10 protein-coding genes and 1 pseudogene are annotated in these 13,912 nt (G+C 69.6%); 7 read left to right on the forward strand and 4 right to left on the reverse strand.

Annotated elements, in window-relative coordinates:
- Positions 1–457 precede the first annotated feature (457 nt).
- From ACFRAH_RS17995 to ACFRAH_RS18005, 3 genes are all read right to left on the reverse strand, one after another.
- A complete protein-coding gene (locus tag ACFRAH_RS17995) occupies positions 458–2,170 on the reverse strand; it encodes a formate--tetrahydrofolate ligase (RefSeq protein WP_377992269.1) in 1,713 nt (570 codons plus the stop codon).
- A gap of 21 nt (positions 2,171–2,191) precedes the next feature.
- Positions 2,192–3,469 (reverse strand): D-inositol-3-phosphate glycosyltransferase, encoded by a 1,278-nt coding sequence (gene mshA, locus ACFRAH_RS18000; RefSeq protein ID WP_377992270.1) that lies wholly within the window; start codon positions 3,467–3,469, stop codon positions 2,192–2,194.
- 186 nt (positions 3,470–3,655) lie between these two features.
- Positions 3,656–5,107 carry a 6-phospho-beta-glucosidase gene (locus ACFRAH_RS18005; protein ID WP_377992271.1) on the reverse strand — a complete coding sequence of 484 codons (1,452 nt, stop codon included), beginning with the start codon at positions 5,105–5,107 and terminating at the stop codon, positions 3,656–3,658.
- A gap of 123 nt (positions 5,108–5,230) precedes the next feature.
- On the opposite strand from ACFRAH_RS18005, the gene ACFRAH_RS18010 reads away from it, so the two are divergent.
- From ACFRAH_RS18010 to tsaD, 6 genes and pseudogenes are all read left to right on the forward strand, one after another.
- On the forward strand, positions 5,231–6,322 hold the full coding sequence (locus tag ACFRAH_RS18010) for a carbohydrate kinase family protein (protein WP_377992272.1): 1,092 nt from the start codon (positions 5,231–5,233) through the stop codon (positions 6,320–6,322).
- A gap of 72 nt (positions 6,323–6,394) precedes the next feature.
- Complete coding sequence (gene alr, locus ACFRAH_RS18015) at positions 6,395–7,663, forward strand: alanine racemase (protein WP_377992273.1); 1,269 nt, start codon at positions 6,395–6,397, stop codon at positions 7,661–7,663.
- Positions 7,660–8,277 carry a tRNA (adenosine(37)-N6)-threonylcarbamoyltransferase complex ATPase subunit type 1 TsaE gene (tsaE, locus tag ACFRAH_RS18020; protein WP_377992274.1) on the forward strand — a complete coding sequence of 206 codons (618 nt, stop codon included), beginning with the start codon at positions 7,660–7,662 and terminating at the stop codon, positions 8,275–8,277. The genes alr and tsaE overlap by 4 nt, the downstream gene beginning before the upstream one ends.
- Complete coding sequence (gene tsaB / locus ACFRAH_RS18025; RefSeq protein ID WP_377992275.1) at positions 8,277–8,948, forward strand: tRNA (adenosine(37)-N6)-threonylcarbamoyltransferase complex dimerization subunit type 1 TsaB; 672 nt, start codon at positions 8,277–8,279, stop codon at positions 8,946–8,948. Before tsaE ends, tsaB begins: the two co-directional genes overlap by 1 nt.
- A 44-nt stretch (positions 8,949–8,992) precedes the next feature.
- Positions 8,993–9,412: pseudogene (rimI, locus tag ACFRAH_RS18030) on the forward strand (ribosomal protein S18-alanine N-acetyltransferase); the annotation flags it as partial.
- Positions 9,413–9,570: 158 nt separating this feature from the next.
- On the forward strand, positions 9,571–10,722 hold the full coding sequence (gene tsaD, locus ACFRAH_RS18035; protein WP_377992276.1) for a tRNA (adenosine(37)-N6)-threonylcarbamoyltransferase complex transferase subunit TsaD: 1,152 nt from the start codon (positions 9,571–9,573) through the stop codon (positions 10,720–10,722).
- Between the two features lie 156 nt (positions 10,723–10,878).
- On the opposite strand, the gene ACFRAH_RS18040 is transcribed toward tsaD, so the two are convergent.
- Positions 10,879–12,030, reverse strand: a complete 1,152-nt coding sequence (locus ACFRAH_RS18040) for a glutamate--cysteine ligase (RefSeq protein ID WP_377992277.1) — start codon at positions 12,028–12,030, stop codon at positions 10,879–10,881.
- Between the two features lie 436 nt (positions 12,031–12,466).
- On the opposite strand from ACFRAH_RS18040, the gene ACFRAH_RS18045 reads away from it, so the two are divergent.
- Positions 12,467–13,903: a glycoside hydrolase family 3 N-terminal domain-containing protein gene (locus tag ACFRAH_RS18045; RefSeq protein ID WP_377992345.1), complete on the forward strand. Its 1,437-nt coding sequence runs from the start codon at positions 12,467–12,469 to the stop codon at positions 13,901–13,903.
- Positions 13,904–13,912 lie beyond the last annotated feature (9 nt).

A 13,912-nucleotide genomic window follows, 5' to 3' on the forward strand; every position in this document is an offset into this window, starting at 1 on the left:
CTGACAGATCCGGGGCGGTCTCGCCCGCGAGGAACCGTTGGACCAAAGCGAGTTTGAACTCGAACGAATACGACGTTGGCGGCTGCGGCATCAAATCTCCTCGACCATGAATCCTCCACCGCAGATAGAGACCCCGAACCGGCGGCAAAGCCACACCCAGCAGCCCGGCCGTCGCCCTGGCTGCGATGCCTTTCTCAAACCACGCTACAGCGGCCTTGCGCTGGACCTCTGACAACGAACTAGACGCACGCATAAAACTGCTCCCCACAAGTCGGAACTGAATATCTAAGTCCAACTTCCGGGGAGCAGTTCAGGAGGTGAGGAAGGGTTTCGATTGGGGCGACGGGAGGTGAGGAAGGGTTTCGATTGGGGCGACGGGAGGTGAGGAAGGGTTTCGATTGGGGCGACGGGAGGTGAGGAAGGGTTTGGAGGGAGGCGACGGGAGGTGAGGAAGGGTTTAGAAGAGGCCTAGGGGGTTGCCGTCCTTGTCGACGTCCATCCGCATGGCTGCCGGCACGGCGGGGAGGCCGGGCATGGTCATCACCGCTCCGGTCAGGGCCACGATGAAGCCGGCGCCGGTCTTGGGGATGAGGTCGCGGACGTGGATGGTGAAACCCTTGGGCGCCCCCAGCTTCGAGGCGTCGTCCGTGAACGAGTACTGCGTCTTCGCCATGCAGACCGGCAGCCCGGACCAGCCGTTCTTCTCGATGTCCGCCAGCCGGCGCAGGGCGGGCACCGAGAAGTCCACGCCGTCGGCGCCGTAGATTTCCTGCACGATGGTGCGGATCTTGTCCTCCACCGGCATGTCCAGCGGATAGAGATGCCGGAACGCTGACGGCCCGTTCACCGCAGCGGCGACCTTGGCAGCCAGGTCGTCGCCGCCGTCGCCGCCCCCGCCCCGTCCCCAGATGTCGGCCACCGCGGCCTGAATGCCCTCGCCGGCGCACCAGCCGAGCAGCCAGTCGAGCTCCTCCCGGGTGTCGGCGGGAAACCTGTTGATGGCCACCACCGGTGTCACCCCGAACCGCTCCACGTTCCGGACGTGCCGGCGCAGGTTGGCCACGCCCGCCGCCAGGGCCTCCACGTTCGGCTCCTTCAGCCGGTCCTTGGCCACCCCGCCCTGCATCTTGAGCGCGCGCACCGTGGCCACCACCACGACGGCGGCAGGCGCCACATCCGCGATCCGCGCCTTGATGTCCATGAACTTTTCCGCACCGAGATCAGCCCCGAACCCCGCCTCCGTGACCACGATGTCGGCCAGCCGGCGCGCTGTCTGGGTGGCGATCAGCGAGTTGCACCCGTGGGCGATGTTCGCGAACGGCCCGCCGTGGACGAGCGCCGGGGTGCCGGCGATGGTCTGGACGAGGTTCGGCTTGATCGCGTCCTTGAGCAGCAGCGTCAGCGCGCCCTGCACGCCCAGGTCCGCCACGGTGACAGGGGCCCGGTCGTAGGAGTAGCCGAACGTGATCCGGCCCAGCCGGTCCCGCAGGTCGGCCACGTCCGTGGCAAGGCAAAACACGGCCATGATTTCGGAAGCGACGGTGATGTCGAAGCCGTCCTGGCGGGGGACGCCCTGGGCTGGTCCGCCGAGACCGATGACGATTTCCCGAAGCGAGCGGTCATTCATGTCCAGGACCCGCTTGAACGTCATCCGGCGGGGGTCGATGTTCAGCTCGTTGCCCTGGTAGATGTGGTTGTCCACGAGGGCCATGAGGGCATTGTTCGCGGACGTCACGGCATGGAAGTCGCCGGTGAAATGCAGGTTGATCTCGTCCATGGGCAGCACCTGGGACAGGCCGCCGCCCGTGGCCCCGCCCTTCATGCCGAGGATGGGGCCGAGTGACGGCTCCCGCAGCGCGACCATGACCTTGTGACCGGCCCTGGCCAGGGAGTCCGCCAGCCCCACGGTCGTGGTCGATTTTCCTTCCCCGGCGGGAGTGGGCGACATCGCCGACACCAGCACCACCTTCCCCGCGGGCGCCGGGGCGGACAGCTTGGCGGGGTCGATCTTGGCTTTGTACCGGCCATAGAGCTCCACTGCCCCGGGATCGATGCCGGCGGCCGCGGCGATATCCTCGATCGGCTGCAGCACTGCCCGGCGGGCAATGTCCAGGTCGCTCAGGGGAGTCACGCTCGGGCCGGTACCGCTCAGGGGAGTGCTGTCAGACATCGTTGTCCTTTCAGTTTGGGCTCAACCGGTGAGCCGTGTTCCGTAGACGGCGGCCATGGGGTGGCTGGAGGCATGTTCGTCGACGGCGGCATGGTAGCTGTCGAGCGTGATGGCGGCTGTGCGCTGCCAGCCGGAGTTCGCGGCATGGATGGCGGCGGCGGTGCCCATGCTCTGGCGGGTTGCGGGGTCGTCGTGCAGGGCTTCGAGGGCGTCGGCCCAGTCGGCGGCGTGGTGTCCGTTGACGAGCAGGCCGGTGCGGCCGTGGCTGACGGCGCGGGTGAGGCCGCCGACCCGGGTGGCGATCACGGGCGTGCCGCAGGCCTGGGCTTCGAGGGCGACGAGGCCGAAGGATTCGCTGAAGGAGGGCATGGCGACGACGTCGGCCGAGCGGAACCAGCCAGCTAGTTCCGGTGCGCTGACAGGCGGGTGGTGGGTCACGACGTCGTCCATTCCTGCCTCGCTGACAAGGGACGTCAGGTTGAAGTCCTTGGCGCCGCTGAGGGCGCCGAGGACCGTCAGTTTCAGGTCGATGTCGGGGCGGCGCTGGCGCAGCAGGGCGGCGGCCTTGATCAGGATCTGCGGACCCTTCAGCCGCTGTATCCGGCCGGCGAACACCAGATGGAAGGTGTCCGGGCTGATGCCGCGGGCGGTGCGGGAGGCGGCGCGGAACGCCGGGGTGAAGACAGACAGGTCGACGCCGGGCGGTGCGACGTCAATGTGGTCGAAATCGGCGCCGTAGTGGGAGACCAGTTCGGCGGCCTCTGCGGTGGTGTTGGCAATCAGGCGGGTGGCGCCGTCGACGATGCGGTGCTCGCCGTCCTCCCGGCGCCGGGGTTCGGGCTGTTCGCCGGAATGCAGGAGGAGGTTTTTGACCTTGGCCATGGTGTGCATGGTGTGCACGAGCGGAACGTTCCAGAGGGCCGAGAGTTCAAGGCCGGCGACACCTGAGACCCAGTAGTGGGAGTGGATGAGGTCGTAGCGGCCGTGGGGCTGCTGCCCGCGGATGCGTTCGACCTCGGCGACCATGCTGTGCAGCAGTTCCGGGAGTTCTTCCTTGGGGAGTTTGCGGGGCGGGCCGGCCATGACGTTGTGGACGCAGACGCCGGGGTCGGGGTGTTCGACGGCGGGCTGGCCGGCAAAGGTGGAGCGGGTGAAGATCTCCACTTCAATGCCGGTTTCGGCCAGGGCGGAGGCGAGGCCCCGGATGTAGACGTTCATCCCGCCGGCGTCCCCGGAACCGGGCTGCTCCATGGGGGAGGTATGCAGGGACAGGAAAGCCACTCGCTTGATCACAGACATGGCCTCCCTCCTCTCCGTGCTGCTGGGACTGCATCGACTAAAACACTACTCCTGAACCGTCCGCGGGACGGCGGGGGGCGGCTGCTGCTCACATGGCGGCTGGCGTGCCAATCAGGAAGCGGTCCGCCCAGGTCCGGCGCTGGATGTAGCACGGGCACGTTAAAACGCGCCGACCGACCGGACGCATCAGCGGCGCCACAGCCCGGCCAGCCCCGGAAACGCGCCTTCGTAGCCCGTGAGCAACGAATCCGCCAACTCAGCGGAGCCGACCAGAGGATGCCCGGCGAAGGCTTCCAGCGCGGCACCGCGGTCGCCGGTTCTTGCCGCACGGACGGTGAGGAGTTCCACATTCTTGATCTTCCGTAAAAGGTCCAGCTGCGGTTCGGCGGGCTGGTCCTGCGGCATCGGGACTGCCCCCTGCGGCGTGACGGTACAGGGAACTTCGACGACGGCGTCCGCCGGCAGTCCGGGAATCGCGGCTTGGGTGCCGCCCGGGCTGAGCGGCGAACGTCCGGTGGAGTTTGGCGTATTGAGGATCAGCTGCGTGCCGGCGCCCGGACCTGCATCGGAGGAGGACCCGCCGGCCACCGCCCGCATTACCGCCAGCGCCACCTGCTCGTAGCCGCCGCCGGCAAGATCCTCGGGGTGCCGCGCCTCGCCGCCGGCCCTGGCTTCGGCCAGGTACCCCTCCTCGCGCGACCGCCGCGCCGCTTCCCACAGGGCGTAGGCTCCACCCCCGGCCGCCGCAAGCCGCGGATACAGCTCCGCCTGCTGGCCGTGGATCGATTCCCCGCGCGTCTGGGCCATGGCCTGCATGCCCGCCGCCGCGCGCGCCGCCTCGTAGTAGTAGAACAGGTACTCATTCGGCAGCAGTCCGAGGTCGCGCAGGAAAGGCTGCGGAAACAGCCTGCCCTCCTCGAAGCCCGCCAGGGCGTCCGCATCCGCCAGCAGGCCCGGAAGGACATCCCGGCCGTCGCTCTCCAGCCGGTAGAGCCAGCCGAGATGGTTCAGCCCAAAGTAGCCCACGCCGTCGAGCCTTCCCGGCGGCAGCGGCACGCCGGCTGCCCGGGCGGCGCGGTGCACCAGGGCGCTCGCGGAATCACAGATGCCGATCACTTTCCGGCCCAGCACCGGAACCAGCGCCTCGGTGACCATACCGGCCGGGTTTGTGAAATTGACCAGCCAGGCATCGGGACAGTGTGTCCGCATGCCGGCGGCCAGCTCCAGCATGGCCGGGATGGAGCGCAGCGCGTAGGAGATGCCGCCGGCGCCGGTGGTTTCCTGCCCCAGCAGCCCGAGGTCCCGGGCCACGCGTTCATCGGCGACGCGGCCGGCCGTTCCGCCCGGGCGGATCGCGGCGAACACCATGTCCGTCCCGCTCAGGGCCTGGGGGAGGGAGGTCGTGGACGTCACGGCGGGCGGACGTCCGGGGAAATGTCCGACGGCGGGACGTCCGTCAGGGGCGCCGCCCACCTCTGAAGACACGGACCTGAGCACGGCCTCGATGGCGGCCAGGCGGCCGCCGTCGACGTCGAACAGGACCACCTCGCTGACCAGGCCGGCATAGGGCCCCGAACACAGGGCACGGTAAACGAGAGGAACCCGGAATCCGCCGCCGCCGGCGATCATGAGCCGCATGGCAGGAGTCTATGCGCCTCAGCCACGAACGGGGCCGGAGTTGCCGCGCGCCAAGCCATGGGCTCCATCGGACCCCCAGATCGCGGGGTGTCAACACAAGGTGGGTGGCGTAATGTGCCGAACATGGAGGCGAATCCCGCACGCCGTTTCGATCCGCTCTCGGCCGTCCGCACCCAGGCGGCCGGAGAGTTCGACCTGCTGCTGGCCGGGACCGTTTTTCAGGACATCATCTTCACCGGCCTGCCGCACGCGCCCGAACCCGGAACCGAAATCTGGAGCGAAGGGATGGGCAGCTGCCCCGGCGGCGTCGCGAACCAGGCGATTGCCGCGGCCCGGCTGGGCCTGCGCACCGGGCTGGCAGCGGCCTTCGGCGATGACGGCTACGGGGACTTCAACTGGAAGATCCTGGCCGGGCAGGAACACGTGGACCTGTCCCTGTCCCGCCGGGTCCCGGGCTGGCACTCGCCGGTGACAGTCTCGCTCAGCGTGGACCACGACCGCTCCATGGTCACGCACGGGCACCCGGCGCCGGTCAGTTCCTCCGAACTGATCGGGGATCCGCCCCGCGCGCTGGCTGCCGTGGCGGATCTGGGCCATGAACTGGAACCGTGGGCGCTCAGGGCGCACAAGGAGGGAGTCAAACTGTTCGGCGACGTCGGCTGGGACCCCACCGGCGAGTGGGCCGACGCGCGGCTTGAAAACCTGCAGTACTTCCACGCGTTCATGCCCAACCAGCGCGAGGCAATGGCCTTCACCGGCAAGGCCGATCCCTGGGCGGCGCTCTACTCCCTGGCGGACCGGGTGCCGGTGGCCGTGGTGACCCTCGGGGCACAGGGTGCCGTGGCCGTGGACTCGGAAACCGGCGAGGAGGAGTGGGTGCCCTCGCTGCCGGTGGCCGCCTTCGACCCGACCGGTGCCGGGGACTGCTTCGGGGCCGCGTTCATCGTCGGGAGCCTGGCGGGGTGGCCCCTCAGCGACCGGTTGCGGTTCGCCAACCTCTGCGCCGCGCTCGCCGTGCAGGAGGTGGGCGGTTCCCTCGCGGCGCCGGGGTGGGGAGACATCGCCGACTGGTGGAAGCGCGCCAACGCCCGGCCGGAGCGCCGCGGCAGCCAGTGGCTGCGCCGCTATTCCTTCCTCGCAGACATCGTCCGGGACGTTCCGCAGGAGGCCCAGCGGCGCGCGTCCGCCACCATCGCGCACCTGTCCGACGCCTGAACCCCGGTCCGCCAGGCACAGCGTTTCCCGGGCAATTATTCGGCCGCAAGCGCCAGCACTAGAATCAGTAGAGTGATTTATCCAGCAGCAACAGGAGACCGCCCCGCAGCCACGGGCCCGCGCGGGACGTTCGAAGGTTCCGCCCGTCCGGCCCATGAACGCTCCGCGGTGATCGACCTCGAGGCCATCCGGCACAACGTACGGCGGCTCGCCGCGGCAGCCGAACCGGCCAAGGTGATGGCGGTGGTGAAGGCAGACGCCTACGGGCACGGCGCCGTGCAGGTGGCCCGCGCCGCCCTTGAGGCTGGCGCCAGTTGGCTGGGCGTGGCACATATCTCCGAGGCGCTGGCGCTGCGCGCCGCAGGCATCGAAGCGCCGCTGCTCGCGTGGCTGCACACCCCGGAAAGCAACTTCGGCGCGGCGGTGGCCGCCGGCGTCGACATCGGGTGTTCCGGCTGGGAGCTGGAGCAGATCGTTGCCGCTGCCCGCGAGCAGGAACGGCCGGCCCGCGTCCACCTCAAGGTGGACACGGGACTTGGCCGCAACGGCGCAACTGTCGAGGTGTGGGACCGGCTGGTGGGCGAAGCCGTGGAGTACCAGGACCAGGGGCTGCTGCGCGTGGTGGGCATCTTCTCCCACCTGGCCGTCGCGGACGAGCCCGAGCGCCCCGAGACCGATGACCAGCTCGCCGCGTTCCGCGAGGTGCTGGCCATCGCCGAGGACGCTGGCGTGGACCCAGAGGTCCGCCACCTGGCCAACACCCCGGCCACGCTGTCCCGGCCGGACACGCACTTCGACCTGGTCCGCACGGGGCTGGGGATCTACGGTCTCTCGCCGTTCGAAGGGCAGACTTCCGCAGAATTGGGCCTCCGCCCCGCGATGACCCTGCGCACCGTGGTCTCCCACTGCAAGGACGTGCACTCCGGCCAGGGCGTTTCCTATGGCTTCAATTACCACACCTCCGGTGAGAGCACGCTGGGCCTCATCCCGCTGGGTTATGCAGACGGCGTGCCCCGCGTGGCCACCGGCGGTCCCGTCCGGGTGGAGGGCGTTACCTACCCCGTGGTGGGGCGGATTGCGATGGACCAGATGGTGATCGACCTCGGCCCGCTGCACGTGAGCCGGGGCGGCCACAGCCTGCTCGGGGCAGAGGCGGTCCTCTTCGGCGACGCCTCCGACGGCGGCCCCACCGCCGATGACTGGGCCCGCGCGGCCGGCACCAACAACTACGAGATCGTCACACGCATCAGCCCCCGCGTTCCCCGGACGTACATCAACGAATCGCCCGTCGGCGAAGCACGGCACGGCGAGGCGCGCGCCACCGGGACGCCGGCGCCATGAGTGTTCCGGAAAACGGCGGCGTTCCCGAAGCCGGCGTCCCGGAGGCCCGGAATGCCCCGCTGTGGGTCCAGACGCTGACGGTTACGACGGCGGACCAGACTCACGCGCTCGGCGCGGCTCTGGCGGAGGTGCTCCGGGCGGGGGACCTCCTGGTGCTCACGGGCGAACTGGGCGCCGGCAAGACAACCTTCACCCAGGGCCTCGGTGAGGGCCTGGGTGTCCGCGAGGGCATCATTTCCCCCACCTTCGTACTGGTGCGGATCCACCCGAACCTGCCCGAGGGGCCGCGCCCGGGCGGGCCGGACCTGGTGCACGTGGACGCCTACCGTCTTGGATCGGCGTCGGAAATTGACGACATCGACCTGGAGAACACACTCGACTCCGCCGTGACCGTGGTGGAGTGGGGCCGGGACCGCGTGGAGCACCTGGCCGAGAGCCGGCTCGAGGTGGAGCTGCACCGCCAGCTGGGCGGAGCCGCTGCTGCCCACCACACCCGGAACGGGGCCCTGGACTTCGAGTCGGAGGACGACGACGAGCCACGCACCATCATCATCCGCGGCTTCGGGCCGCGCTGGGCCGAACAGCCGGTTCTGGCCGCGGAAGGAATCTCCTGATGCTCATTCTCGCTATTGACACCTCGGCCGTGGCCAGCGCGGCACTGGTGTCCGACGACGCGCTGGAAGGCGTGGTGGGCAGCTTCTCCACCGAAGACACGAGAAGCCACGCCGAAGTCCTGGCGCCGGGAATCGAGCGGCTGCTCGCGGACGCCGGGGTGACCGGGGCGGACATCGACGCGATCGTCGTGGGCGTGGGCCCCGGCCCCTTCACCGGCCTCCGGTCCGGCATTGCGACGGCGCGCACGCTGGCGTTTGTCTGGAAGACCCCGCTGCACGGCATGATGAGCCTCGACGCCGTCGCCCTGGAAGTGGCGGAGTCCACCGAGGCGCCGGCCGAGTTCCTCGTGGCCACCGACGCCCGGCGCAAAGAGGTCTACTGGGCGCGCTACACTCTGGCCCCCGGCCAGCTGCCCAAGCTCACGGACGGGCCGCACGTTGGCTTTGCCGCGGACCTTCCCGACCTGCCCGCCTTTGGCGCAGGCGCCGGTCTGTACCCCGAAGTCGTCCGCGCAGACCCGGACTTCAGCACCGAACAGCCGGACGCGCTGTACCTGGGCCAGTTCGCGCTGGCCAGGCTTGAGGCGGACGAGCAGCTCCTGGATTCCACACCGCTCTACCTCCGTGAATCGGACGCCCAGGTCCCCGGCCCCCGGAAGCGTGCCCTGTGAACGTGCTGCCCCGCCAACTGGCCTCGGGCGTGACCATCAGGGACATGCTTCCCGGCGACATCCCCGCCGTCCATGAGCTGGAGGTGCGGCTGTTCCCGGTGGACGCGTGGCCGCTGCAGATGTTCTGGGACGAACTGGTGCAGCCGGAGACCCGCAGGTACCTCGTGGCGGAGGTCCCGGACGGCATCGTCGGCTATGCGGGACTCATGTGCGTCGAGCCGATCGCCGACGTCCAGACCATCGCCGTCGTCCCCGAATATGAGGGCAGGGGCATCGGCACTGCGCTGCTTACCGACCTGATCGCCGAGGGGCGGCGCCGCGGGGCAGCGGACATCCTGCTCGAGGTCCGGGCCGACAATCCGCGCGCCCAGCAGCTGTACGTCCGCTTCGGCTTTGAGCAGATCCACGTGCGGAAGCGGTACTACCGCGACGGCGTCGATGCCCTGATCATGCGGCTCCAGCTGGAAGACGTGCTCACGGTGCACCGGGACATAGTGCACGCCGACACAGTGCACCCAGACACAGAACAGCGGGACACCCCGCACGGCTCCGGTCCCCGGACCGTGCAGGCTGACGAAGCCGGCCGCGCCGGCGAAACCGCTCCGACGGAGGCAGACCAGAAATGAACCGCTCACAGCCGCTGGTACTCGGCATCGAGTCCTCGTGCGACGAAACGGGCGTCGGCATCGTCCGCGGCACCGACCTGCTGACCAACACGGTGTCCTCGTCCATGGAGGAACACGTCCGGTTCGGCGGCGTCATCCCGGAAATCGCCTCGCGCGCGCACCTGGACGCTTTTGTTCCAGCCCTGCAGGCGGCCCTGGCCGAGGCTGACGTGACGCTGGACGAGATCGACGCCATCGCGGTGACATCCGGTCCGGGGCTTGCCGGTGCACTGATGGTCGGCGTGTGTGCGGCCAAGGCGCTCGCCGTCGCCACCGGCAAGCCGCTGTACGCCATCAACCATCTGGTGGCCCACGTGGGAGTCGGCCTGCTGAACCCGCGGCCCGGCGTCGAAAAGGCCGGAGCCGGCGCCGCAAAACCGGCAAAGCCAATCCTCCCCGAAAACCTGGGCGCCCTCCTCGTTTCCGGCGGCCACACCGAGATCCTGCGCATCCGCAGCATCACCGACGACGTCGAGCTGCTCGGTTCCACCATCGACGACGCCGCCGGCGAAGCGTACGACAAGGTGGCAAGGATCTTGGGCCTGGGCTATCCCGGCGGGCCCGCCATCGACCGGCTGGCGCGCGAAGGAAACGCCAAAGCCATCCGGTTCCCGCGGGGACTCACGCAGCCCAAGTACATGGGCACCGCCGAGGAACCGGGACGGCACCGGTACGACTGGTCCTTCAGCGGCCTGAAGACCGCTGTGGCACGGTGCGTGGAGCAGTTCGAAGCCGCGGGCGAACCCGTGCCGGTGGCGGACATCGCCGCCGCATTCCAGGAAGCCGTGGTGGACGTCATCACCTCGAAGGCTGTCCTGGCCTGCCGCGAGCGTGGCATCACGGACGTTCTGCTGGGCGGGGGAGTGGCCGCCAATTCGCGGCTGCGGCAGCTGACCGAACAGCGCTGCTCAGCCGCCGGCATCACGCTGCACGTTCCGCCGCTGGACCTGTGCACGGACAACGGCGCGATGGTGGCGGCGCTCGGCGCGCAGCTGGTGATGGCGGGCATTGAACCCAGCGGGATCAACTTCGCGCCGGACTCGTCCATGCCGGTCACGACGGTGTCGGCACCCGCAACGGACACGGCCCGAGCCAGCGCAAGCGCCTAAGCCCGGCCGGCGCGCGCTCTGAACGCCGGAGCGGATGAGGGGGCCCGGGAGTGGCATCGGGCCTGCCGGAGCGTGACGGCTTGGGTCCAAAGGACCCAAGCCGTCACGCGTAGGGGCGGGGCCCCCTCATCCGCGGAGGCGGGGCAAAGGCGGTGCTCAGGCAGTAGGGCCGTTCCGCATCTGCTTGACGAGATCGAGGACCACGGCCTGGAGGTTGCCGCCGCTTTCGGCGGCCACCCGCCGCTGGCGCTGGTAGCCCGCGCCGCGGCTGATGATCTTTTCGACGTCGGCCAGCTCATCGGAGCAGCGCAGCTTCGCGGCGATCGGCTCGAGCCGGTTCAGCGTCTCCAGAAGGTGGTCGGTGACGAGCTGCTCGTTGCCCTCGGCGTCGAGGATGATGATCGCATCCATGCCGTAGCGTGCGGCCCGCCACTTGTTCTCCTGGACGTGCCACGGCGGCATGGTGGGAATGCTGCCGCCGGCGTCGAGGATGGTGGAGAACTCATCCACCAGGCACTGCGTCAGGGCTGCGACGGCGCCCACTTCCTCGAGCGTGGCCAGGCCGTCGCAGATGCGCATCTCGATGGTTCCCAGGGCGGGCACCGGCCGGATGTCCCAGCGGATTTCGGAGATGGCGTCGATCACGCCGGTGGTGAACATGTCCTGAACGTAGGACTCGTACTCTTCCCAGCTGGGGAACTGGAAGGGGAGTCCCGCCGTCGGCAGCTGCTGGAACATAAGCGCCCGCTGGGAGGCGTAGCCGGTGTCTTCGCCGCCCCAGAACGGGCTTGAGGCGGAGAGCGCCTGGAAATGCGGGAAGTAGTTGACCAGGCCGTCCAGCACGGGGAGGACTTTGCTGCGACGGTCCAGGCCGACGTGGACGTGGACCCCGTAGATCACCATCTGCCGGCCCCACCACTGCGTGCGGTCGATCAGCTTGGCGTAGCGTTCCTTGTCCGTGACCGGCTGCAGCTGCGGCGGGCTGAACGGATGGCTCCCTGCGCAGAACACTTCCACGCCCATCGGGTCCGTGACTTCACGGACGGCAGCCAGGGAGCGGGCGAGGTCTTCCTTCGCTTCAGCGGCGGTCTCACAGATGCCGGTGACCAGCTCCACGGTGTTAAGGAGCAGCTCCTGCTTGATGTGCGGGTGCTCGTCATCCTCGTTCAGTTCGGGATGCCGTGCCACGACCCCGCGCAGGACCTCGTTGGCCACCGACGAAAGTTCCCCGGTCTGCGCGTCCACCAGCGCGAGCTCCCATTCCACACCAAGAGTTGATTGCCTGGATGAAGCGAAATCAATCTTCATGTGTTCCTCACTGTCTGCTGGCCTGGTGACCTCTGGTCCGGGTGCCGTCCGTTCCTGGCGAACGGCTGGCAGGGGAACGGTCACTCAAGTCTAGTGCAGGGGTAGCATCGAAGAGATGGCTTGGCTATACAGGGCGCGTGAGAGTCTTCACAAAACCGGCCGCCCCCAAACCCCCGGAAAAAATTCCCGTACTGCGTCTGCGGCAGCGCTCGCGGCGCTGTTCGCCGTCGCGTCCTGCACGGCCCCGGCGCCCCAGCCGGAACAAAGTACGACGACGGCGCCCGCGGCTTCCGCTTCCGGCTCACCCAGGGCACCGCAGACGGCTTCACCGCAGACAGGCACGCGCAACCCGTCCGCGGCTGCGCCCGCGACGAAGGCGCTGGGCTGGGGCCCGCAGCAACGGGACGCCGACGCCGCCGCAGCGGCGGTGGCAAAAATGACCCTGCAGGAAAAGGCAGGGCAGGTGATCCTGCCCTTCTACACCGGCCTGGACTACGAGGCCCAGGCCGCCACGGTGGAACGCCTTCACCTTGCCGGATCCATGATCATGGCCGACAACGTGCCCGGAACCGCCACCGGACTGGTGGATGTCCCGGCACTGGCCGGCGTAACGCGCCGGATGGACAAGGCGTCCCGGGCCGGCGGACGGACCTGGCCCGGCCTGGTCGGCGTCGACCAGGAAGGCGGGGCGGTGAGCCGCGTGGGCGCCCCGCTCACCCGCTGGCCCACGCCCATGAGCTACGGTGCGGCCGGCAGCGTTCCCCTGGCCGCCGAAGCCGGCGCCGGGCTGGCCGCCGAACTCGCGCCGCTGGGCTTCACCGTGGACTTCGCGCCGGCGGCCGACGTCACGATGGGCCCCGCCGATCCCACCATCGGCGCACGGTCCATGTCCGGCGACCCCCGTGCGGCGGCATCGCTGAGTGCAGGCTTCGCCAAGGGCATGCTGGCCGGCGGCGTGCTGCCCACCGTCAAGCACTTTCCCGGACACGGCTCGGTGACCACCGATTCGCACAAGGGCCTCCCGGTCCAGAACGCCACCCTCGCGCAGCTGAAGGCCCGGGACTGGAAGCCGTTCCAGTCCGCGATCCAGGCGGGGGCTCCCATGGTCATGACCGGGCACATCGCGGCCCGGGCGCTGGAGCCGGGCGTGCCCGCGTCCCTCTCGAAGGCGACCTACTCGGCGCTCCGCGGCCTGGGCTTCAAAGGCGTGGCCGTCACGGACGGACTGAACATGGGGGCGGTGGCCGGCCGCTATCCCCGCGGTGCCGCAGCGCCTGCCGCGCTGGCGGCCGGGGCGGACCTGCTGCTGATGCCCGCGGATGCCGCCGCTGCGCACGCCGCCGTCGTCGGGGCCGTCACCGGGGGAAAGCTCCCGCTGCAGCGACTGGAGGACGCGGCCCGCCGGGTAGTCACCATGATGATCTGGCGCGGACGGACGGCGCAGCCCAAGCCGCCGGCGGCGCCGGGAAGCGGCGAGGCGCTGTCCGCGAAAATTTCGGCCCGGGCCATCACGGTGGTGGCCGGCAAGTGCAAGGGCGCAGCTGTTGCAGGACACGTCCGGGTGGCCGGCGGCACGCCGGTGGACCAGGCCCGTTTCGCCGCTGCGGCGAAGGACGCGGGGATCTCGCTGGGGACGGGGCCGCTGGTCACCCTGATCGGCTACGGCGGCGCGCCCGCGAAAAGCGACATCGCGGTGTCCCTGGATGCGCCGTGGCCATTGGCCCAGTCCGCGGCCCCGACCAGGATCGCGCTCTACGGCCGCAGCCCCGGGGCGTACAAGGCGCTGCTTGCCGTCCTGGCGGGCAAGGCCGCCGCCCCCGGAAAGCTGCCGGCCGCCGTCGGACCTTACCGGGCCGGCACCGGCTGCAGGTAATGACACCGG

Source organism: Arthrobacter sp. NPDC056727 (genome assembly GCF_042790555.1).
Classification (GTDB): domain Bacteria; phylum Actinomycetota; class Actinomycetes; order Actinomycetales; family Micrococcaceae; genus Arthrobacter.

Coding starts and splice junctions, on each gene's coding strand:
- tsaE (WP_377992274.1), top strand. CDS start 7,660: ATGAGTGTTCCGGAAAACGGCGGCGTTCCCGAAGCCGGCGTCCCGGAG.
- tsaB (WP_377992275.1), top strand. CDS start 8,277: ATGCTCATTCTCGCTATTGACACCTCGGCCGTGGCCAGCGCGGCACTG.
- ACFRAH_RS18045 (WP_377992345.1), top strand. CDS start 12,467: ATGACCCTGCAGGAAAAGGCAGGGCAGGTGATCCTGCCCTTCTACACC.
- ACFRAH_RS18010 (WP_377992272.1), top strand. CDS start 5,231: ATGGAGGCGAATCCCGCACGCCGTTTCGATCCGCTCTCGGCCGTCCGC.
- ACFRAH_RS18005 (WP_377992271.1), bottom strand. CDS start 5,107: ATGCGGCTCATGATCGCCGGCGGCGGCGGATTCCGGGTTCCTCTCGTT.
- tsaD (WP_377992276.1), top strand. CDS start 9,571: ATGAACCGCTCACAGCCGCTGGTACTCGGCATCGAGTCCTCGTGCGAC.
- mshA (WP_377992270.1), bottom strand. CDS start 3,469: ATGTCTGTGATCAAGCGAGTGGCTTTCCTGTCCCTGCATACCTCCCCC.
- ACFRAH_RS17995 (WP_377992269.1), bottom strand. CDS start 2,170: ATGTCTGACAGCACTCCCCTGAGCGGTACCGGCCCGAGCGTGACTCCC.
- ACFRAH_RS18040 (WP_377992277.1), bottom strand. CDS start 12,030: ATGAAGATTGATTTCGCTTCATCCAGGCAATCAACTCTTGGTGTGGAA.